This window comes from Gilliamella apis (genome assembly GCF_030758615.1).
Lineage (GTDB): Bacteria > Pseudomonadota > Gammaproteobacteria > Enterobacterales > Orbaceae > Gilliamella > Gilliamella apis_A.
On the sequence record NZ_CP132381.1, the window covers coordinates 1,476,119 to 1,499,048 of the forward strand.

The 22,930-nt window shown below is 33.1% G+C and carries 22 protein-coding genes; 12 read left to right on the plus strand and 10 right to left on the minus strand.

The genetic code is table 11. The annotated features are described in order from the left end of the window. The first annotated feature begins 264 nt into the window (after positions 1-264). From RAM17_RS06785 to RAM17_RS06805, 5 genes are all read left to right on the plus strand, one after another. Entirely contained in the window at positions 265-714 is a 450-nt protein-coding gene (locus RAM17_RS06785) for a hypothetical protein (protein WP_086365413.1), read from the plus strand. A 184-nt stretch (positions 715-898) separates the two neighbouring features. After that, positions 899-1,369 (plus strand): hypothetical protein, encoded by a 471-nt coding sequence (locus RAM17_RS06790; protein ID WP_110447926.1) that lies wholly within the window; start codon positions 899-901, stop codon positions 1,367-1,369. A gap of 336 nt (positions 1,370-1,705) precedes the next feature. Next, positions 1,706-1,912 (plus strand): hypothetical protein, encoded by a 207-nt coding sequence (locus RAM17_RS06795; protein ID WP_065578823.1) that lies wholly within the window; start codon positions 1,706-1,708, stop codon positions 1,910-1,912. A 418-nt stretch (positions 1,913-2,330) separates the two neighbouring features. Beyond that, a complete protein-coding gene (locus RAM17_RS06800) occupies positions 2,331-4,244 on the plus strand; it encodes an enterotoxin (RefSeq protein WP_110447925.1) in 1,914 nt (637 codons plus the stop codon). Positions 4,245-4,741: 497 nt separating this feature from the next. Beyond that, positions 4,742-5,176: a hypothetical protein gene (locus tag RAM17_RS06805; RefSeq protein WP_110447924.1), complete on the plus strand. Its 435-nt coding sequence runs from the start codon at positions 4,742-4,744 to the stop codon at positions 5,174-5,176. A 156-nt stretch (positions 5,177-5,332) separates the two neighbouring features. Here RAM17_RS06805 and clcA read toward each other — a convergent pair whose 3' ends face one another. The 7 genes from clcA to nikA form a co-directional block, all read right to left on the minus strand. After that, entirely contained in the window at positions 5,333-6,709 is a 1,377-nt protein-coding gene (clcA, locus tag RAM17_RS06810) for a H(+)/Cl(-) exchange transporter ClcA (protein WP_372339524.1), read from the minus strand. A 149-nt stretch (positions 6,710-6,858) separates the two neighbouring features. Continuing rightward, positions 6,859-8,184, minus strand: coding sequence for an MATE family efflux transporter (locus RAM17_RS06815; protein ID WP_110447922.1), 1,326 nt, complete (start codon positions 8,182-8,184; stop codon positions 6,859-6,861). 3 nt (positions 8,185-8,187) lie between these two features. Beyond that, the gene (locus RAM17_RS06820; RefSeq protein ID WP_110447921.1) at positions 8,188-8,967 is read right to left on the minus strand and encodes an ABC transporter ATP-binding protein; all 780 of its coding nucleotides are present in this window, start codon (positions 8,965-8,967) and stop codon (positions 8,188-8,190) included. Beyond that, on the minus strand, positions 8,967-9,833 hold the full coding sequence (locus tag RAM17_RS06825; RefSeq protein ID WP_110447920.1) for an ABC transporter ATP-binding protein: 867 nt from the start codon (positions 9,831-9,833) through the stop codon (positions 8,967-8,969). The genes RAM17_RS06820 and RAM17_RS06825 overlap by 1 nt, the downstream gene beginning before the upstream one ends. Then, positions 9,826-10,659, minus strand: coding sequence for a nickel/cobalt ABC transporter permease (opp1C, locus tag RAM17_RS06830; RefSeq protein ID WP_198199795.1), 834 nt, complete (start codon positions 10,657-10,659; stop codon positions 9,826-9,828). Before opp1C ends, RAM17_RS06825 begins: the two co-directional genes overlap by 8 nt. Beyond that, positions 10,656-11,600, minus strand: a complete 945-nt coding sequence (gene opp1B, locus RAM17_RS06835; RefSeq protein WP_110447919.1) for a nickel/cobalt ABC transporter permease — start codon at positions 11,598-11,600, stop codon at positions 10,656-10,658. Before opp1B ends, opp1C begins: the two co-directional genes overlap by 4 nt. 23 nt (positions 11,601-11,623) lie before the next feature. Further along, complete coding sequence (gene nikA / locus RAM17_RS06840) at positions 11,624-13,189, minus strand: nickel ABC transporter substrate-binding protein (protein ID WP_110447918.1); 1,566 nt, start codon at positions 13,187-13,189, stop codon at positions 11,624-11,626. 278 nt (positions 13,190-13,467) lie between these two features. On the opposite strand from nikA, the gene rhlE reads away from it, so the two are divergent. Together rhlE and RAM17_RS06850 are read left to right on the plus strand one after the other, a co-directional pair. Next, positions 13,468-14,772 carry an ATP-dependent RNA helicase RhlE gene (gene rhlE, locus RAM17_RS06845; protein ID WP_110447917.1) on the plus strand — a complete coding sequence of 435 codons (1,305 nt, stop codon included), beginning with the start codon at positions 13,468-13,470 and terminating at the stop codon, positions 14,770-14,772. A gap of 26 nt (positions 14,773-14,798) precedes the next feature. Continuing rightward, positions 14,799-15,140: a YggL family protein gene (locus tag RAM17_RS06850; RefSeq protein ID WP_065651175.1), complete on the plus strand. Its 342-nt coding sequence runs from the start codon at positions 14,799-14,801 to the stop codon at positions 15,138-15,140. 67 nt (positions 15,141-15,207) lie between these two features. Here RAM17_RS06850 and RAM17_RS06855 read toward each other — a convergent pair whose 3' ends face one another. Continuing rightward, entirely contained in the window at positions 15,208-16,800 is a 1,593-nt protein-coding gene (locus RAM17_RS06855; protein ID WP_110447916.1) for an ABC-F family ATPase, read from the minus strand. A 799-nt stretch (positions 16,801-17,599) separates the two neighbouring features. Here RAM17_RS06855 and RAM17_RS06860 point away from each other — a divergent pair. Next, entirely contained in the window at positions 17,600-18,286 is a 687-nt protein-coding gene (locus RAM17_RS06860) for a hypothetical protein (protein ID WP_110447915.1), read from the plus strand. A 115-nt stretch (positions 18,287-18,401) separates the two neighbouring features. Then, complete coding sequence (locus RAM17_RS06865; RefSeq protein WP_110447914.1) at positions 18,402-19,259, plus strand: carboxylate/amino acid/amine transporter; 858 nt, start codon at positions 18,402-18,404, stop codon at positions 19,257-19,259. 7 nt (positions 19,260-19,266) lie between these two features. On the opposite strand, the gene RAM17_RS06870 is transcribed toward RAM17_RS06865, so the two are convergent. Both RAM17_RS06870 and yaaA read right to left on the minus strand, forming a co-directional pair. Next, positions 19,267-20,226: an AEC family transporter gene (locus RAM17_RS06870; RefSeq protein ID WP_181414664.1), complete on the minus strand. Its 960-nt coding sequence runs from the start codon at positions 20,224-20,226 to the stop codon at positions 19,267-19,269. Positions 20,227-20,240: 14 nt separating this feature from the next. Further along, the gene (gene yaaA, locus RAM17_RS06875) at positions 20,241-21,014 is read right to left on the minus strand and encodes a peroxide stress protein YaaA (RefSeq protein ID WP_110447912.1); all 774 of its coding nucleotides are present in this window, start codon (positions 21,012-21,014) and stop codon (positions 20,241-20,243) included. 76 nt (positions 21,015-21,090) lie between these two features. Here yaaA and RAM17_RS06880 point away from each other — a divergent pair, with 76 nt between their 5' ends. The 3 genes from RAM17_RS06880 (at position 21,091) to rnz (ending at position 22,924) form a co-directional block, all read left to right on the plus strand. After that, positions 21,091-21,318 (plus strand): YccJ family protein, encoded by a 228-nt coding sequence (locus tag RAM17_RS06880; RefSeq protein ID WP_110447911.1) that lies wholly within the window; start codon positions 21,091-21,093, stop codon positions 21,316-21,318. A gap of 61 nt (positions 21,319-21,379) precedes the next feature. Next, positions 21,380-21,808 (plus strand): lysozyme inhibitor LprI family protein, encoded by a 429-nt coding sequence (locus RAM17_RS06885; RefSeq protein WP_086358893.1) that lies wholly within the window; start codon positions 21,380-21,382, stop codon positions 21,806-21,808. 198 nt (positions 21,809-22,006) lie between these two features. Further along, positions 22,007-22,924 carry a ribonuclease Z gene (gene rnz, locus RAM17_RS06890; RefSeq protein WP_110447910.1) on the plus strand — a complete coding sequence of 306 codons (918 nt, stop codon included), beginning with the start codon at positions 22,007-22,009 and terminating at the stop codon, positions 22,922-22,924. Positions 22,925-22,930 lie beyond the last annotated feature (6 nt).

The following is a 22,930-nucleotide window of genomic DNA, read 5'->3' on the forward strand; positions in this document are numbered from 1 at the left end:
ACTAATTCAAAGGGCTGCAAGATAGATACTTGTAGCTCAATCCGGATCAAAAACAAGTAAAAATTTGCTAGGGGCTATTTTGTTTGCACATTATCAGTGATAATAATTTTTTAAAATATAGATATCAATTTCACCATACCTAATTTGCTTTTTTAATAATATTAAACTAATCTAAATCCTTAAAAAAATTATTATTAAACAATTCTCCAACCGATTAATAGGGAGGTTTAATGATATTTTCAAGGATTAGAGGTGTTAAGCATTATGAAATATTTATTTAAAGATTCTGTATTGATCGGTCTCTTTTTCATATTCTACTTTAGTATGGACATAACTTATTATGTTGTTTTAGAAAATCCTCATTCGTTTATTAGCAAAATAGGTAAGCCAACTGTTGATATTTTATTTGCTATAGCGGTTGTAGTTGAAATTATTTTCTTTCTTTCAATGTTGATAAAACTATTTGTTGCTAATAGTACACATTTGTTAACCTCTTATTTAGGATTAATTTTAGGGCTAGCATTTTCTTTTATTTGGCTATTTATTTTATATATTTGTTTCGTCCGATTTCATAGTTGGGGATGGAATGGTTTTGGATTTCTTGGTTGGGCGTTTTTGCCTGCGATTGGCTGTTTTATGAGTTATATTGTTTTAATACTTATCAGAATGTTATATTTTTTATATTGTGTTTTATTTGTTGAAAGATCTAAATGAAATTTTTTTGATTAACTGTCATTTTTAGATATTGCTTAAGAGAATTATTTAACCATCTAAAGTAGAATGAATAACTGATTATTAAGCAGTTAAATATTAATTTTATCAGAGTGTAACCATATCTAATTGGATGGGATTTTTTAGGTTAATAGTGAAGTTAACTTAAGTTTTTTAAGGATTAATTATGCCAAAAATTATTAAATATTTATCTAAAGATAAATTATGGATTTGTCTTTTTTGGGTTGCTTATTTGACATTTATAGTCACTTTTAATATTTTTTCTTTAAGAAGCGAATTCTACATTAGTGATGCAGCTCCACATATCCTTTTTATAATATTTTGTATAATAATAATCTCTGAAATTGTTTTTTTCCTAATACAATTAATAAAATTATTTATTATCCCTCAGACACATGTATTAACTTCTTTTTTAGGATTATTTTGTGGATTAGTTTTTTCTTTTTGTTGGTTTGGTATTTTATATTTTTATTTTGAGTATGTTAGTAATGGTTACGATGATATAGGATTCATCATTGCGATGTTCATTCCTGTACTCGGTTGTTTTTTCGGTTACATTATTTTAGTATTGATTAAAATATTAAGATGTTTATATTGTTATTTATCTGTTAAACAAGTCAATAACTCTTATCCGTAAAATAGAATATTTTTAAAAAAAGTCTTTTAAAAAATTAGTTGAATTTTATTAAGTATTTGCCAGTTATTTTAAGATGATTATGTACCTTTTGTTATTTGTTAATTGCTTTTAATATTCCATTATTATCAATTTAAAATAAGATAGAATTACATTGCTGTTGTTATCAAGTATTCAAGCTTTGAAATCTAAATTTTTTTATATTTTAAAGCTATTTTAGCGAAGATATTGAGAGATTTATTCAATCTTGACTTGATTTTTGGTTCAATCAGCGTTTATATATTATTGTAATAAGCAAATCGGCTTATTATTTATAACATTTTACTGGAGGAGCTTATAATGGTACAAAAATTTGCTGCATACGGTAGTGATGTTTCAGCTGGCACTTATAAATGTGCTGATTGTGGCTATGTATATTCAAACCAAAGTAAAAAATCGTTACCCCCTTGTCCTGATCATAATAAAAAACCACATAGTAAGAATGGTTGGTATGTGGTGAGTGGTCAAGGTGATTCAGTAAAAGATCCTCATCATACTAAAAAATAGCACTCGTTCTATGTTGTAACTTTGAAAGGTAACACTTAGTGTTACCTTTTTGGTCATTTGTCATCATCATTAAATTTTATTCTTCAGTTTTTGTTTTTTGCCAATAACTTTATTTTAAAATTGTGATCTTTATCACGTTGAAAAATAAAAGCAATGTCTCGTCTATTGCTAAACCTACCTTTCATTATTACCTATGGCTAATTGAGAAATGACTTGATTTATAGTAATAAAAAATTAGTTGTAATCAATTTCAATCAAATATATCTCTTTCACTATAAAGTAAATTTAGTCATTTTTTGGCAATTTTGCAATTCTAATAAACTGCCAAGAAGATCACAATTTCATTACTATTTGATGCCTATACTAAGTCCAATATGTACTTATGGAAATAAAATTGTTTATCCTTTAGGAGGTAATAATGAAAAAAAACATGAAAAAATTGGTTGTGTTAGGCATATTATCAGCATTGTGTTTACCAACAGGTGCAGCTTGGGCCAAAGATTATCAGTTATCAGGAAAAAATGCACAAGTTAAATTAGCTAAGGATGACAGTCAAAATAGTATTACAGCACTAAATATTATCAATCCAGTTACTAATGATTCGGTGAAAATTGAAACGTTGTTTGAAATTGTTTTAGCATCCGGAGATAAGTTAACCGATAAAGATTTTTCACTGGATAAAGTGCAACAACAAGATACAGGCATGACATTAAATTACACTGGTCATGATATGTCGATTGAAACTGTCGTTAATCTAAATGATGATAAACATTTTGCGAGTTATGAATTAAGAATCACGCCTAAAAATAAAGCACTTTTAATGTCATCAGTTTCATTAATGCCATTCCATTCACAGGCACCATTTGTGTATGGTTCAGTAGTAAGTTCACCGATTATTAGTGATACTTTTTTTATCATTCCAGAAAATCCACTAACCAATACAGTTGCTTATGAAGGCGGTGTATCACAAAAAATCCCACAAGCTATTCCACTGCAAGCTGAACACACTTTAAGTTATAAAACTTATATTGGTACTTATGAAAAAGGACAGTTAAGACGTAACATTAATCAGTTTATTGATAGTGTTCGTCAACGTCCATATAATCCATATTTACACTATAATTCATGGCTTGATATAGGATTCTTTAATCCTTATACCGAAAAAGAGGCTTTATTGAGAATAGATCAATATGGTGAGGAGTTGGTAAAAAAACGTCAGGTAAAATTGGATGGATATTTATTTGACGATGGTTGGGATAATCTAAAAGGAAACTGGGGATTTAGTACGAATTTCCCTAATGAATTTAATAATTTGAAAACAGCTTCTGATAAATATCAAACGGCACTCGGTATTTGGTTATCACCATGGGGCGGTTATAATAAACCACGTGATAAACGTGTTGCTAATGCGCCTGAATTTGGTTATGAAACTATGGATGGTAAATTAGCCTTGTCAGGGCCAAATTATTATACTAACTTCCATAAACGAATCCTCGAATTGATTAATAATCAAAACATAACCATGTTTAAACTTGATGGAACGGGTAATGCTGATAAGGTTATTGCTGGTAGTCAATTTACTAGTGATTTTGATGCTGCAATCCATTTAATTGAAGATATGCGCAGTGCTAATCCAAATCTCTACATCAATTTAACCACCGGTACTCAAGCAACGCCATCATGGTTATTCTATGCCGATTCAATATGGCGAGGAGGGGATGATGTTAACTACTATGGACCTGGTAGCAAAGTGCAACAGTGGTTAACTTATCGTGATGCTGAAACTTATCGTTCTATAGTTTTAAAAGGTCCGTTATTCCCGCTTAACTCCTTAATGTTGCATGGTATTGTCTATGCAAAACAAGCGAAAAATCTTGATCAAGAAAGTGAAACAGATTTTTCTGATCAGGTCTGGAGTTACTTTGCAACAGGTACTCAATTGCAAGAAATGTATATTACACCTGAATTATTAACGACCCAAAATTGGGATACGCTAGCTACAGCCGCAAAATGGGCAAGAAATAATAAAGATGTTTTATTTGATAGCCATTGGATAGGTAAAGACCCGACAAAATTAGGTGTATATGGTTGGGCCGGTTGGAGTAAAGATAAAGCAATCATCACTTTACGTAATCCGTCCGATAAACAGCAAGTTTATTATCTAGATTTGCAAAATGATTTAGAATTACCAACTAATGCAACTGACCGTTTTCAAATTAAAATTGATTATGCTAGTAAGTTACATGCAAAAAAACCAACAACTATTTCGAAAACAGCAATGTTAACGCTTGAGCCTTTTGAAACAGTTATCATGTCATTAACTCCACAATAACCTATAAAGTGTCTTACCTGAAAAGGTAAGGCACTTGATTTTCTGCGATTTTATTTGCAATTATGTTTATTATTACAGATGAATTTAGTAGATAGATTTTGCCAAAAAAATTCAACTTATCCTGTATAACCTATATATTTGGGTATCTCCGAATTAAAGCTTAATAATACCCAAATCTAATTAAAATTCATTGCTTATTTTTGTTGAAAGATTATTAAATTCAGGCAAAATTTATGAAGATCAATTAGATTCAATGATAAAAATAGTTAAAGTTGAAATGGTCAATATTTGTGTAGTTTAATATAAATTCTTACAATAAATTGTTAAGTTGGCTTTTTTTATCAGAAATATTGTGTAAGATAGCAGATAATTTTATTATTCACTATTATTTAGACTATTAAATAAATTAAAATATTTAAGATAACTATAAAAATCTAATTATTTATCAATAGATTTGATTGGAAATAGAGTTATAAGGGATAAAGTAAGGAAAAATGATGAAAAAAGTTGTTAATTTGGCCGTGTTGCTTTCAAGCCTTTTTATGTTTACGACCGCAAATGCAGCTGAAGCTGATAAAACTACTGGAGTAAAGGTTACTAAAGCGTTAGCAGATAGCGCAAAACGTTCATTGTTAGGAGAAAAAGGTAAGTTTCCTATTCAAGTAGAGGCCGGTTATGAAGTCACCAATATTACCGCGAACCTTAATAATGTGGTTTTTGAATATAAGATGCCTTCAGATAGCCAAAACACACCTTTAGATGATTTTATGGAAAATGTTAGATTAGGGCTTAATAGTCAATTTTGTGATAAATCTGATGTTGTGAATGTCCTAAAAACTTATGACATTCGTTTTATTTTCCGTTTTCAATTCACTGATGAGCGTAATATTCCTACCACTTTATCAATCAAAGAAATCTGTGAGTTAGAATAGGTAACTATAAGATTATTCTTAATTTAGCGAATTTTAGTAATGAATCGAAACATTGAGATATTAATTTTGATTCATTACTAAGTTAATGGCTTAACTCAAATATTGGTCTTATTTTTCAACTATCTTCAACAAATAGTTTGCTTATATTGCAATTTATCAAGAATTACTTGCTGTTAGCTGAGTCGTGTTATCTGATTGAAGTTTGTTTCTTAATAAGATTTTTTCCAAAATAGACGTATATAGTGGCATTCCTCCTAGCGCTTGGGCTATGAGTGTTGCACCTAAGCAAGTAATAATCATCGGTAAAATAAGCTGATAGTTATCTGACATTTCCATTACCAAGACAATCCCTGTGAGTGGCGCACGTACGGTTGCTGCAAATAATCCTCCCATTCCAATGATAGCGCAAGCACCAAGTTCAATATGATAATTGGGGTAAATTTGTTGTGCTATCACACCAAAAGCGATCCCAACCGTTGTCCCTAGGGCTAAAGTTGGGGCAAAAATGCCACCTGGAGCGCCGGAACTAAAGCATAAAACGGTAGTGATAAAGCGCAAGCATAAAATCATTATCAAACTATTAATTGCATAATTACCTGCAACTGCATTAGGAATAAAATCAAAACCGCTACCAGTTATTTCTGGAATGATAAAACTCATCACACCAAATAATCCTGCTAAGCAAAATCCAGTGATTACAAAGTAGTATTGATTAAATTGATAAAACTGTTTGAATCGCTCTTGTAAAGTTAATATGCATTTATTTGATAAAACACCAATAACGCCAAAAAAAGTCCCTAATAGGAGATATAACCATAAAGATTCAATAGGAACGGCATTAAAATGACCGATCTGAAAGACTGATTCCTGATTATATAAAAATTGATACATAATGCTGGCCATAATAACGCCAACAAAAATCGCTTTTATTGAGGTCAAATTATAGCGAAATTGTGGGCGCATCTCTTCTATAATAAACAGTATTCCAGCTAACGGCGCGTTAAAAGCTGCAGTAATGCCAGCGGCGGCTCCCGTTGCTAAAAAAGTATGTCGATAAGCTTTATTTTTAACTTTAAGCAGATCGGAAACCATTGCACCAATATTACCACCGAGTTGAACCGTAGGGCCTTCACGACCTAACACCATACCAGAGCCCAAAGCACCGATGCCACCAATAAATTTAACAGGTAGGACAGATCGCCAACGAACTGGACGTAAATCAAGTAATGCACCTTCAATTTCTGGTATACCTGAACCGCCAGATTCTGGTGCAAAACGTTTGACCAAATAGTAAGCTAACCCACCCATTGTCCCAGTGATAGCAAAGATTAATAGATAATTAATTACTAGATTGTCGACCAGATTAAATAATAATGTTTTACGCAGTGAGATTACCCAATTCACCGCATATTGAAATAATACGCCAACAATACCAGTGATAGTGCCGATAACACCGGCAACTATTAGTACGATTAGTGGGGCTTTATCCTGAAAACTACGTATTTTATGATAAAGTTGAATTCTTTTTTTGATAGCAGAATAACTAGGCACAATATTGACTGTAATTAGAATAATGAAGGCAAATTCTACGCCTGTTTAATCGAAAAAGATAGTTTCAAATTTGCGCTAAAATCCTCACTAGTAGTAAGATTATTTAATCAAAAATCTGCGATAATTCGCCATTAAGCAGTAATGTAGCTGCGCGATTTTTTAATCCAAATAATTAAAAATATTGTTCGGCCAAAACTAAATAAACTGTAGGCCAGCCATAATCCATGATTTCCCCAAATTGGCACTGCAAAATATTGTGCTATCAACCAAAGCAATAACGCTAATAACATTGAATCACGGATTGATGAAGTGTAACTAATACCTGAAAAAACACCATAATAGATCAATCCACCCGCGGCAACGATAGGGAATATAATTAACCATGATTGATATTGCAGAGTAAGATTTATAATTTCCGGTTGATTAGTAAGTAGCTTGATAATTGAGGCGTCAAACGCTAACCAAATAGCAATTATTATAATTGGGCAAATAAAACAGGCTTGCAATGACCAGCGTAGAGTTTGGTTATAGAGATCCATATTTTGATTACCCTTCGCGCGACCACTAAATACACTTGATGCATTAGCAAAACCATCAAACAGATACGCCATCATGTAATGGATCTGGAATAAGACGGCATTAGCGGCCAATACTTCGGTATCGAATGTTGAGCCAATCGAAATAAAATGATTGGTGACGATTAATAAACAGATAGTCCTTATCATTAGATTGGTATTGACTAAAATGACTCCTTTTAAGGATTTCCATGACAAAATTGCTTTTAAGTCGGTTTTTTGATGGGTTTTAGGTAGATATCGATAGATGAACAAAATCCCGATTAAAGAACAACTTATTTGGGCGATTAAGGTTGCGAATGCGACGCCTTTGATGTCCCAACGAAACCACCAGACAAAAAGCATCGCCATTATAATATTAAGTACATTGATGAAAACTTGTAAAAATAATACTGCTTTTACTTTAGAGATACCCATTAACCAACCAACTAATACATAATTGATAAGTACAAAAGGTGCCCCCCAAATTAACACGGAAAAATAGCTATCAGCATAGTGTTGAACTTCTTGATTAGGCTTGATGATCTGCATTGAAGCAGAAAAAATGAACTTTTGAAAAATAATAAATACCAAACCTAAAAAAATCGCAATAAACAGGGGGCGAATAAGCGAAGATTTTAGTAACAATATGTTATCCAAGGCTTGGGCTGCGAAACCTGTGGTACTGACTCTTAAAAAACCAAATAACCAGTAAATGGTATTGAATATTACTGTTCCTATGGCAATGCCAGCAATAAAAGCTGGATTAGGTAAATGACCAACTAAAGCGGTATCAACTACGCCAAGTAGGGGGGTGGTAATAGTAGACAGTACAAAGGGGATCACCAATTTAAGATAATCGCTAAACTGATATTGTTGATTTGATGTTGATGAGTTTGCCATTTTTTAAAAACCTAAAACTGATTCGAGAAGTTGGATAGAGTAAGGGTTTTTGACTTGATTAAGTTTATCTATACTATCAATATATTCAATGATCTCACCTTTATAAAAAAATGCCACTTTGTTACAAAGATAAGTAATGGTGGTTAGGTCATGGGTGATAAAAATACTGGTAAGATTGAGTTGCTTTTGTAAATCGGCAAGTAGTGACAATATTTGGGTTTGTACTGAGATATCTAATGAACTCACAGCTTCATCAAATAAGATAAATTGCGGAGAGCAGGCAATTGCTCTGGCAATGCAAACACGCTGTAATTGACCACCACTCATTTGGTGAGCAAAACGATGATAAAAAGAGCTATCTAAACCGACTTGTTCTAATAAAGCGTTAATACGCAGCTTACGGTCATCTTTGGCTAGTTTTTCATAGATATCAATTGGTTCAGCAATGATTTGGGATGCAGTAAAATACGGATTGACCGAGGCATTATAATCTTGAAATACCGCACTGATAGCTTTACGCATTGTTGACTTTTTCCACGCCCGTTTAGCTATATCTTGGCCATTAAAATAGATATTACCACTATCAGGTTTTTCTAAACCTAAAATCAGTTTACCTAAGGTACTTTTGCCACTACCACTTTCGCCAACAATGCCAAGACATTCACCTTGTTTTAGCTCGAATGAAACGCCATTGATAACGGTATTTTTTGTTCGGCTAAATAGATTCTGATTCGGCTGCAAAAAAGACTTTTTTACATTTTCAACGTGTAATAACGGTGGCATTAAGTTGTCTCCGTAATCAAATTTGGATTATTGAAACCAATAATAGCATTGAACTTATTTAATAACTGTTTACGTGTATCTATCAAGTAACGCGTATAGTCATGTTGAGGATGGTAAAAAATTTGTTCACGACTACCCGTTTCCACAATCTTTCCTTTATTCATCACAATAATATCATCAGCAATATGATGAATCACACCTAAATCATGAGAAATAAAAATCACGGTTGTTTTCGAGTTCTGTTTTATCTCGGTAAACATTTTTAAAATATGAAATTGGCTAATTGAATCGAGTGCTGTAGTAGGTTCATCAGCAATGATGAGTTCAGGTTCAAGCATCAATGCCAAACCAATCATTACTCTCTGTAACATGCCACCACTTAATTGATGAGGATATTTTCTATAGATCTCTTGTGGATTATTAAGGCCAATATTTTCAATCATTTCTAACGCTTTTGTCATGGCTTGCTTTTTGCTAATAACTTGATGCGCTTGTAGTGTTTCAACCACTTGCTTGCCAATACAATATAACGGATCGAAGGCACTCATAGGATGTTGTAGTATTATCGAAATTACCTTACCACGTATCTGCTTTAAGGTCTGTTTATTCTGTTGTAATAGATCACCATTATTAGCTAAGGTTAGTTTAGCTTGGTGTGACTTAAATAATATTTGACCTGACACATTAAAATAGGGCTCTAATAATCCGATAATGGCTTTACATGTTAAACTTTTGCCACTGCCACTTTCACCAACGATACCTAAACATGAATGACGATTAATTTTAAATGAGACATCATCTAATAGCTTGTTACCATTGTCGAGGGTAACCGTAAGTTTATTCACTTCTAATAGCGAGCTACTCATGCTTTTTGTCCTTTGGATCTAAAATATCTCTTAAACAATCACCTAACATATTAAATGCTGCAACGACAATTAAAATTGCGATACCAGGATAGACCATCTGCATCGGATGTTGAGTCATGACATTTTTCGCTTCGCTTAACATTAACCCCCACTCGGCAGTAGGTGCTTGAACACCTAATCCAATAAAGGATAGTGCTGAGATATTTAAAATAACCCAACCTGTATCTAAGGTTGCTAATACCACCAGCTCTGACATAACATTAGGTAATAAATGACGGCAAATAATAAACGAATGTGGTGCGCCAATTGCGCGTGAAAAAAGAATATAATTTTTTCGGCTATATTTAATGACTGAACTACGAATCATGCGGCTATACCATGCCCATTTAACCACAATATTGGCTATAATGACGTTTTCAATACCTACGCCTAATACACCAACAATCGCTAAAATCATTACTTGGCTAGGAAATGACAGCATAATATCACAAAGGCGCATAATGCATTCATCAAGTTTGCCTCGTTGATAACCTGAGATAAGGCCGATTAGACTACCAACTACGATAGTGATGATCATGGTCAGTAAGGATAAAAACAGGGTAGAGCGGATACCATAAAGCAAACGCGATAAAATATCGCGACCAAGATGATCACAACCAAGCCAATGTTGGCTAGACATGGCGGCATATTTACGCACTATACGAACTTTATTGGGATCATACGGTGCGATATAAGGTGCTAAAATACCTAATATAACGATTGTGGTGATGATGATTAAACAGATTAAAACTGTTTTATTGTTAATCAGTTGTTTAGTTATATTCATACGGTACCACCATTATCTCGTAATCGTGGATCTAACCATTGATGAATGATATCAACAATAAAATTACAAACTACAAATAGAATAGCCATGATAAGAATATAAGCTTGAATGACCGGATAATCACGGTTCATGATAGCCGCGATACATAAACGACCAAGTCCTGGCCACGAAAAGATATATTCGACGACAAAAGATCCAGCTATTAATTGCGGAATAGTCATACCTAAAGCCGTGATAGTAGTATGTAGAGAATTAACTAACACATGTTTAACAATTATCGTTGTTTCTTTTAAACCACGGCTACGAGCATAAAATACCGAATAATTATGCATATTTTCCAACATGTTATTACGGATAAAACGAATATAAGTTGAGATATAGACAAACGATAAGGTTAAGGTAGGTAAAATGAGATTTTGCCATGTTCCGTAACCGTTGGTTGGCAGTAAATCTAAATAATTGGCAAACAGCCAAATAAATAGCAAACCTAACCAATAACTAGGCATTGCAGTACCTAGAAAGATAATAATACGAACAATATGATCGAATGCTGAATTGGCAAAGATGGCACATAAAACACCTAAAATTAAACTGATGATAAGTGTAAATGCAAATGCCGACATTGCTAAAATTAATGTCGGAATTAAACTGCGGATCATCTCATCCCAAACTAGTCTATCTCGATGAATAAATGAACGACCAAAATCAAGATGTAAAACATCATATAGCCAAATAAAATAGCGTTCTAAAAAAGGTTTATTCAATCCCAATTCTTGACGCATACTTTCAATAGCATCTGGTGTTGGCATGATTTCGTTTAAGCGTAATGCAACTTCAGCAGGATCGGAGGGGGCTAAATTAATAAGAAAAAAAGCGATAAAAGAGATACCGAATAATATCGGTATCATCATGGTTAAACGTTTAATAATATAATTTAACATTATTCGTCAATAATATTAGTTTATTAAAAATGCATTTTCTCAAATGGAATATCAAATTGAGAAGGAGCGAATTCAATTCCTTTTAATGATTTAACTGCAATAGCACGATTACGTTCATAAGTTAATGGGATATAAACGGCCTGATTGTGCAGCGTTTCTAGTACATAACGGAATAGATCTTGCCGCTCTTTTTCAGCAGTTGAAATTAATGCTTTACTAATACTCTCATCAATTTGTGGCTTTTCTTTCAAGCCTTGTTGCGCCATATAATCACCATAAACCGGTAATTTCATTCCCGATAAAAATGATTGCGGATCATATGGTGTTCCCCATGAAATATCGAATACCATATCAAAATCACCCGCTTTTTGGCGATCACGATAACCTTGCTCTTCTTCACCATGGATATTAAGCTTTAATCCCACTTGCTCAAATTCGTCTTGCATATATTGTGCAATGGTTTTTTGAGAGGCAGTATTACTATCATAATAAAGAGTGATCTCAAACGGTTTACCCTCTTTTTGGCGATAATCTTCACCTTTAACTTTTAGCCAACCAGCTTTATCAAGTAGTGTTTCAGCTAATTTTGTATCGTAGACATAAGGTTTTAAACCAATGTTGGCATAAGGAATATTGGTTGCCATCAATGTATCCGCTGGTGCTTCGCTATTATTAAAAATACCTTCTGAGATATCTTTCTTATTGATAATATGTTCGATAGCTTGGCGGACATTAACATCACTCAATTGGCTTTTTGTCGTATTCATTAAAACAATTCGACTGGAAACCGGTTTAGACATTAAGGTTTGAAACTTATCCATGCTAGAAAAACGCTCAAATGAATCCGCATCAACCATATTTTTACCATAAATCAAATCTATTTCCCCTTTTTCAAGGGCCATTAGCCGACTTTGATTATCTGCGATTACTTTCATAGTCACTTTTTTCAGTAACGGTTTAGTACCCCAATAAGTTGGATTGGCATTAAATACTGCATACTGATCTTTCTTATGATCACCTAAAACATATGGGCCGGTACCAATATAAGATTTCACGCCATTTTTAGTTTCACCATCAATCATAGAATTTGGGGAAATAAATCGCATAGGGCGAGTGACGGCAATTTCAATCATGAAAGGGTAGTAAGGCTCAGAAAGATTAACCTCAAGAGTATAATCATCGACTGCTTTGACTTCGGTTATTAAACGCACCATTTCTAACCAAGTATGACGAACTTTGTTGGATAACACGGCATCCCAATTCAGTTTGGCACTGTGCGCATCAAATTTTGCTCCATCACTAAATGTGACGTCTTTTCTTAATTTAAAGGTGTAAGTTTTACCTTCGTTAGTAATAGTCCAGCTTTCTGCCAACCATGGAGAAAAAGTGCCATCTTCATTATAGTGAACTAATGATTCATACAACATATTTTGCGCCCACATTTCACCTGAATATAAATGTGGATTTAAATCACGAATATCACGAAAGTTTGCGAAAGTAATATCATCTTTGGCTAAACAATTTAAACTAAAGCAACTTAACATTAAGAAGATAAATAATTTTTTTAAATGAGGGAAGTTAAAAGACATATCTATTCCATGAAATAATTATGTTTTGGGCTTGCAACAATACAATAAATGATAATGATAATCAATATCATTTTTCCAATCTACCTAAATAATGAGCAATATATTATGAACATATTTTAAGCGATTAATAACTCTATACTTTATAAGGTTATTCCCTAAAATAGTAACATATATTACATAACTAGCAATGAAAAGATAAAATAATCAGACAATTATTATTAAATTGCTTTATAATGTTGTTGATTATTTATTTTTTTCGATTATTTAGGAATCATTACATGTCATTTGACTCTCTTGGCTTAGATGCCAAGATATTAAAAGCTATTGAAGAGCAACACTATACCGATCCCACTCCTATCCAACAACAAGCTATTCCCGTAATACTGTCAGGTAAAGATTTAATGGCTAGTGCCCAAACCGGTACCGGTAAAACTGCTGGTTTTGGTTTACCCATATTGCAAAAATTGCATCAAATGCATTTAAAAAATTCACCTAACTCAGAACCGAAAAAAGGTAAACGTCCTTTATATGCATTAATTTTAGCTCCAACACGTGAGCTAGCAGCGCAAATCGGTGAAAATATTCGTGATTATAGTCGATATTTATCTATTCGTTCATTAGTGGTATTTGGTGGTGTTAGTATCAATCCACAAATGATGAAACTTCGCGGTGGGGTGGATATTTTAATTGCCACACCAGGACGATTATTAGATTTAGTGCACCAAAATGCTGTCGATCTTTCGCCTGTAAAAGTTTTAGTTCTGGATGAGGCTGATCGTATGTTAGATATGGGCTTTATCCATGATATCCGACGTGTGATCGCTAAATTACCGAAAAAACGCCAAAATTTACTTTTTTCTGCCACCTTTTCTGACGAGATAAAAGGATTAGCGAATACCATCTTAAATTCGCCTGAATCGATTGCTGTGGCGAAAACCAATAGTGCATCTGAGCAAATTACGCAATATGTGCATCGGGTGGATAAGCGTCGTAAGCGTGAATTGCTCTCTTATTTAATTGGCAAAAATCAATGGCAACAGGTGTTAATTTTTACTCGAACCAAGTATGGCGCTAACCATCTAGCGGAACAGTTAACCAAAGATGGCATTAAAGCATCAGCAATTCATGGTAATAAGAGTCAGGGCGCCAGAACGAAAGCGTTAGCTGATTTTAAGTCGGGACAAATACGAGCATTAGTCGCTACAGATATTGCCGCCAGAGGATTGGATATTGAGTTATTACCTTATGTTATTAATTATGAGCTGCCACAAGTAGCAGAAGATTATGTTCATCGAATTGGTCGAACAGGGCGAGCGCAAAATCAAGGTCAAGCTATATCGCTAGTTTGTATTGATGAACTTCCTCAATTAAAATCAATTGAGAAATTGCTTAGAAAGCCGATTCCAGAAATTTTTACTCAAGGATTTGAAGTCGATCCTAAAATTAAAGCGGAGCCAGCCAAAAAAGCGCCAGCAAAACGAGCTCCAACAAAAAGAAGAAGTGCTGATAAATCTCGAACTTCTAAAAATCATCAGAATAGTATGAAGCAATCAAGCCATCATACATATTCTAAAACTAACTAAATTATTTAAAGCAGAAGGATATTATTATGGCTAAGGTTAATCGCAGTCGTCGTTTAAGAAAAAAATTACATATTGAAGAATTTAAAGAGTTAGGTTTTACTGTAAGCTGGTCATTTGACGAAGGTACTAATGAAGAAACCATCGATAACGTTGTCGATCAATTTATCGTTGAAGCAATACAAGCTAATGGTTTGGCTTACGAAGGAAGTGGTTATTTGACTTGGAAGGGGATTATTTGTACCCAGAAATTAGGTAACTGTACTGAAGAAGATCGTGACAATGTCACTAAATGGCTTGAGAGTCATGGTTTAAAAAATGTTAAAACCAGCGCTTTAATCGATATTTGGTGGGATGAATTAGATTTTTAATTCTTTATAACCAGCCAATAAAAAAATAGCCACTTATGTGGCTATTTTTATTGATTTTTATGCAGCTTTATTCGATGCCTTGACTTCGCAAGTAATCTTCATAATTACCTGTATAATCAATCACTTTTTCTGGCGTGATTTCAATAATACGGCTAGCCAGTGAGCTGACAAATTCGCGATCATGCGATACAAAAAATAACGTTCCTTGATAAAGCTCTAATGCCATATTTAATGATTCGATCGATTCCATATCAAGGTGATTAGTCGGTTCATCCATGACAATGATATTTGGTCGTTGCATCATCAATTTGCCAAACAGCATACGGCCTTTTTCACCACCAGATAGAACTTTAACTTGCTTTTTAATATCATCTTGGGAGAACAATAATCGACCTAAAATACTACGTACCGCTTGTTCATCATCATTAGGTTGTTTCCATTGACTCATCCATTCAAATACAGTTAAGTCCTGTTCAAACTCATATTCATGATCTTGCGCATAATAACCAATATTGGCATTTTCTGACCATTTAATATCACCTTGTTCTGGTGTTAATTCATTCATCAAGGTTTTAAGTAGGGTAGTTTTACCGATACCGTTAGTCCCTAAAATTGCTACTTTTTCGCCAACTTCGACCATGAGATTAAGATTTTTAAATAAAGGACCATTGTCGAAACCTTTAGTGAGGTTTTCTACCACTAGTGCATTACGAAATAGTTTTTTATCTTGCTCAAAGCGAATAAATGGGTTTTGTCGGCTGGATGCCTTGACTTCTTCCAATTTTATTTTTTCAATTTGTCTAGCTCGAGATGTTGCTTGTTTTGATTTAGCGGCATTAGCGCTAAAGCGACTGACGAAGGATTGTAATTCACTTATTTGTGCTTTCTTTTTCGCATTATCAGCTAATAAACGTTCTCTTGCTTGAGTAGCGGCAGTCATATAATCATCATAATTGCCAGGATAAATACGAAGTTCACCATAATCCATATCGGCCATATGGGTACAGACCATGTTAAGAAAATGGCGATCATGGGATATGATGATCATTGTGCTTTCACGTTCATTTAAGGTATCTTCTAACCAACGGATAGTATCAATATCTAAGTTATTGGTTGGTTCGTCGAGTAATAAAATATCTGGATTTGAAAATAGCGCTTGGGCTAATAATACCCGTAGTTTCCAACCTGGAGCAATTTCGCTCATTAGACCATAATGTTGTTCGATAGGAATACCAACTCCAAGCAATAATTCACCAGCTCTCGCCTCCGCACTATAACCACCCATTTCGGCATATTGGGTCTCTAAATCAGCGACTTTAAAACCGTCTTCCTCACTCATTTCTGCTAACGAGTAAATGCGATCACGTTCTTGCTTGATTTGCCATAATTCTGTATGTCCCATAATTACGGTATCGAGAACAGTAAACTCCTCGAAAGCAAATTGATCTTGGCGTAATTTACCCAATCTTTCATGTGGATCAAGCGATACATTGCCTGAAGTTGGCACTAAATCGCCACCAATAATTTTCATAAAGGTGGATTTACCACTCCCATTAGCACCAATTAATCCATAACGATTACCATTACCAAATTTGACAGAAATATTTTCAAATAGTGGCTTACTGCCGAATTGCATTGTGATATTGCTTGTTGTTAACACTGATAATTACTCTCGAATTGACAAAAGGAGGCAGTTATATATAACAAAAATACATATAACACCATTAAAATAAATTTCTTTATATTATGGCATATTTAACACTTTTTGAATAATTCAGTTTTATCTCTATGAATTTACTATTGATTTTCATGTTTGTTATTTTTTAACAAACAAAAATTTTGTTAAAAGTAATATATAAAAACTTTAATGAGAAAAAGTGGTTTAGAAAATATTATATTAGTCTTAAGCAGTGAAAGTGAGAGATAACAATAGCTGTATCTCCAACTCAAAGAATATTGAAAATATTCCCAATATACTTCTATAACTTAGAAATCATCATCACAATAAGATTTTTTGATTTTATTAGCAAAAATATTTAAAAATTAAGTCATAAGTATTGTTAATACTTAATCTAAATTTAATTGAAAATGTGCAATTAACTTTATGTTTTATAGAGTAATTCATATCATATCAATTGATGCTCGCTGTTGTATTTCAGCGTCGAAGTAATCATTATTCGATTATTATTTAATTGGGTAACTATATTTGTCATAGTAAATGAGCAAGCCATCGATAAAAACAAAAATGCTGCTATCATTTTCTAATCAAAACTTAAACATTGGTAAATTATAATAAAATTCTATCTTTTTGTTTCAATTAGAATAATAGTATCATTAATACGTTTTAATTGTAGAATTGGCGGAATTGCAATAAAAGGCTTGATTTGTTATCGCTCATAAATCAAGCCTTGTATGATATCAATATGAATAAAAAGGATTTCGAATAATAGGGACAATATATGAAATATTTTTGGTTATCGATGATGTTTTTTTATCTAAGCTGGATTAGTTGTTGTAAAGCAACAAATTTCAAAGATTTAACATCTTGGCAGTATTACGATCAGGAAATTCCGATACAATCTACTGAGGGAGAGTTGTGGGTATTTGATGATAATCGAATTAAATGTGATTGGTTCCCTGATATAGAAGAATTTAATTGTAATTTACTTTTTTTAAAATCAAATAAAAAATTTGATTTTTCTATACCACTCGGTAGTTTCATTGACAGTACTTCATTTAATGGATATTTGTACAAAAGTTTTGCAAATAATTTATTTAACGTGTTTCTTATTGAGGGCGAGTCTGAACGTGGTACAGTTGGTTACTATGTTTTAATCTTTGATAAAACTAAATTGGTTAATCATTTCTACCTTGATTATGGCAGAGCCGGTATCTATTCGTTTGATCAAGCTAAACAATTATTACAAAATAATGCTACAGATAATAAAGAGTTACCAGAATTGAATATCGATAATGCTGAAAATTTTGATGAAATTTATATCAATCCAAAATATTTTATTTCAATTTATAGAAAAAATAATAAGTTTTTATTTAAGATTGCTAGAAATTATATGTGGAATCCTGACGATATTCCAATAACGAATGAAAATAAATATATCTATATTGAAAAAACAATCAATGAATAATTGGAGTAAGAAATAATTATTGTTATGGTTGTAATCAATTAGTGCATCAAAATGTTTACAACCGATATATGAATTGTTACCATGCCTGACTTTTTATTTTCGGTACAAGTTTGCTATGTATTACCTTATTTTTGTCACCATTGTTTGGTCGTTTTCATTTAGTTTTATTGCAGTTTATTTAAGTGGTCAAGTTGATACTTGGTTTGCGGTAGTCATGCGCGTTTTGCTGGCTTTTATTACCTTTATTCCTTTTTTACGTTTTAAAAATGTCTCTGTAAAGCAGATGTTGCTTTTGATGGGAGTAGGTGCATGCCAATTAGGAATTATGTACTTCTTTTATTACAACTCATTTCAATATATTTCGGTGCCAGAGGTTCTATTATTTACCATTTCAACGCCAATTTATGTCACCATCATCTATGATTTACTGCAAGGGCATCGACTAAGACTTAATTATTTATTAACGGCCATTATAGCGGTAATTGGTGCGGCAATTATCCGTTATGATCACATCAGTCGTGATTTTATCATTGGCTTTTTATTAATTCAGGGGGCCAATATCGTCTTTGCCTTAGGGCAAGTCGGCTATAAACGTATTATGGAACTCTATCCATTACCGCAACATCAAGCTTTTGCTTGGGTCTATTTTGGCGCAATAGTTGTAGCAACTATTGGTTGGTTATTATTTGGTAATGCTGACAAACTGCCTACCACTCAATTACAGTGGGGGATTATTATTTGGTTAGGTGTTGTGGCTTCGGGATTATGTTATTTTTTATGGAATTTAGGTGCGACTAAAGTCGATTCTGGTACATTGGCGATTATGAATAATTTGGTTATTCCGGCTGGTATTTTAGTTAATGTTGTTATTTGGCACCAATCAATAGATTGGGGGCGATTCACTGTTGGTAGTGCGGTTATTGTTTTTGCTTTGATTTTACACCATAAGTTCAAAAATTTTGCGGTGAAATAAGTTTATCTTAGGCAAAAGGTAACTGTAACATTATTGATAGAATTAACGGTGTTGTTATCGATGACAACGCCGTTGATATCAATAAGCTAGAAGCAATAGGACCTTGTAAAACCTCAAACTGCCTTGCCATCATATAGCAATTTATGGCTATTGATACTGAACTTAATAATACGATAACTTGTAGCTCTAAAAGAGGTAATCCTAACAATTTACCTAGTATATAGGTCACAATTGGTAACACAAACAATTTGATAATACAGATTGCTATAGTGATATGGAGATCGTTACGAATTTTATATTCAGCCAGCCCCATACCTAATACGATTAATGATAGCGGTGCGGTCATATCACTAACCATTTTGGTCGATTTTTCGATAAATATAGGTAAAGGTATACCGATGTAATTAACGGCTATACCGACAAATATGCCGATGATGATTGGATTTTTGGATACATTTTTAAAGGCTTTGATAAAACCTTTGCTTGAGAGTTTACCCATTTGCACAAATTCAATGGATACTGTTGCTAAAGTCCATAAAATTAAAGCATTAAATATTACGATAATGGCGACTATGGGAATCGCTTTTTCACCCAATAACATATTGATAATTGGAATACCAACAAATACCGTATTTGTGTAAATTCCACCCATAGCAAACATGGTACTTTCAGAACCATTAAGTTTAAAAAATTTAACCGCAATAAAGCAACTCAAGGCAAAAACAATAAATGAGCCACCAAAAAAAACTAATAAAAGATTAATATCGATTTCTGAATGTTCAGAAAAGTGGCTCATAATTTGAAAGAGCATAATTGGGAAAGCAATATAAAAAGTGAATTTAGTGACACTATCGGTTACTGTTTTTTGCCAACGGCCCATTTTTACAGCAATATAACCTAACAAAATTAACATAAATAAAGGTAAGGTAGTTAAAAACTGCTGCCATAATGTGATTAGAAATTCCATCTTAATATATCTTTCTATGCATGTTTTCTGGTGAAGTACCATTCTAATTCAGTTGAGCGATTAGAATCAAATTGGTAGCCATCTAAATTAAAACTTTTAATATCATTACAATTATTAATGTTATTTTTTATAATAAATCGGCTCATTAATCCGCGCGCTTTTTTAGCGTAAAAGCTGATCACTTTATAATCATCTTTGCTTTTATCTAAAAATATCGGTTGAATAATTTTGCCATTTAGGTGTTTAACTTGAATCGCTTTAAAATATTCATTAGAGGCTAAGTTAATTAAGGTTGGTTGAGATGATTTTGCTAACTCTTCGTTGAGTTTATCGGTTAAGCTTTCTCCCCAAAATTGGTAAAGATTAGTCTTGTCACCATTTTTTAACCGGATACCCATTTCTAAACGGTAAGGTTGAATTAAATCAAGTGGTTTTAATAAACCATATAATCCAGACAGAATACGTAAATGCGATTGCGCAAATTGCAAGTCACTAGCAGTAAAATCTTCAACATGTAGACCTTCATATACATCGCCTTTAAACGCTAGGATCGCTTGTCTGGCATTTTGTAAATTAAAATCAGGATGCCAATTCTGGAATCTTTCATAATTAACTGCCGCAAGTTTGGGGCTGATAGACATTAATTTAGCTAAATCATCGCTAGTTAGCTTTTTACAAACAGCAATAAGTTGTTTTGTTGCCTCTAAACAGTCAGGTAGGGTATGGGTTGTAGTGATTAATGGACTTTGATAGTCAAGGGTTTTGGCTGGAGAGATGATAGTTAGCATAAAAAGTGTTACCTATTGTGTTTTGTGCGAATTGGGTATATTTTACCTGTAATCTTAGCAAATAAGGAGAATAAATATGAATAGTACCAAAAAAGAAATACATGATATTCGATCTTGGGCAAATATTCGTGAAACTTCTATTGAAATTGCCGAGGCTATTTTTGAACTCGCTAATGATGATGAAAAATTAGCAGAACAAATTTGGGAAGAAGGTAGCAATGAAGTGTTACAACGCGCTTTCGCTAAAACTAAAGCTGATAAGCTCTTTTGGGGCGAACAGACCATTGAACGTAAAAACGTATAATATATATTATAAATCAATTGGTTAGATTTATTTTAAGTGATCAAAAGGATTTTAAAATTTTATGAAAATAATGAAATTAATGACTATATTTATTATTTTTATGCCACTAGTGGTTTTTGCTAATTCAAAATATGCTGATTTAAATCAGTACGAATTGCGCATCTACTGTGGTCGCGAGCCTTCAGAAGCAGCCCTGACTGAATGTTTAGAAAAAATTTTTTATATTAGTCAAGCTGAGTTAGATAAATCGCAAAAGAAATTTTTCAATAAACTTGATAATTGGTGGGAAGATAAAGAATACATCGTAATTGCTAAAACTAGATTGGAAAAATCTAACCAAGAATTTATTAAATATCGCACTCTGCAGTGTGATTTTGCACGTTCGTTAGGTGGTGGAGCAATTGATAATGCGCTAGATATGATGAAATTTTCTTGCCTTGCTGAACTAAATTTTCAACGAGCAAAACAACTAGATCTTTATCTTAAATAAAGTACAAGATTAAATCTTTATTTAAATTATTGTACTGATTTGTGTGATATAACCATTTTGGTTTTAACGTTCTGTTATAAATGAATTAATTATTATAGTTACTATTATAATAATTTTTCTATTTCTTATAGCAAAATAAAATTATCAATAGTTATTCTCAGTATATAATAAAATTTTAAATGACAATTTGATCTTGATATGAAATTAACTTTTTTAGGGACAAGTGCCGGTTCACCAACCGCAGAACGTAATGTAAGTAGTGTTATGCTTGATCTTCGACAAGAACGAGGGCGATTATGGCTGTTTGATAGTGGTGAAGCAACGCAGATGCAAATGCAAAAGGCCAATTTTAGTTTAGCTAAATTGGAGATGATATTTTTGACTCATTTGCATGGTGATCATCTATTTGGTTTACCGGGTGTGTTAACCACTCGTTCATTAATGCAAAAGCAATCGGCATTAACGTTAGTTGGACCTAAAGGTATTAAACAATTTATTCAAACAGTGATTGAAATTAGTTCTTCATGGCTTACTTACCCTTTAAATATTATTGAACTTGAACAAGATAGCTTAGTATTTGAAGATAATAAATTTCGCGTTGAAGCTAAATTATTGCAACATCGAGTCCCTTGTTTTGGTTATCGTATTGTTGAAAAGGATTTGCCTCCAAGCTTAGATATTGACAAATTGCAGCAAGATAATATTAATCCTGGTGTACACTACGCCGTTTTAAAAGAAGGGTTAACTGTTACTTTAGAAGATGGTAGAACGATTGATGGTAAGGATTATCAGGGCGATATTAAACGAGGCAAAAAAGTAGCTATATTGGGTGATACCATTCCTTGTCAAGCATCCATTGATTTAGCCGAAAACGTCGATTTATTAGTGCATGAGGCCACTCAGGAGCAAGCTTTTGAGGCAAAAGCCATTGAACGTGGGCACTCAACGACAATACATGCAGCCAACATTGCTAAGCAAGCTAAGGCTAAAAGGTTAATCATAACGCATATTAGCCCTAGATATAGTATACAAGATAATCAAAAACTGGTTAATGAAGCAAGGCGCGTCTTTGCTAATACTGAAATTGCCACTGATTTTGCCTCTTTTCAAGTTTAATCAATT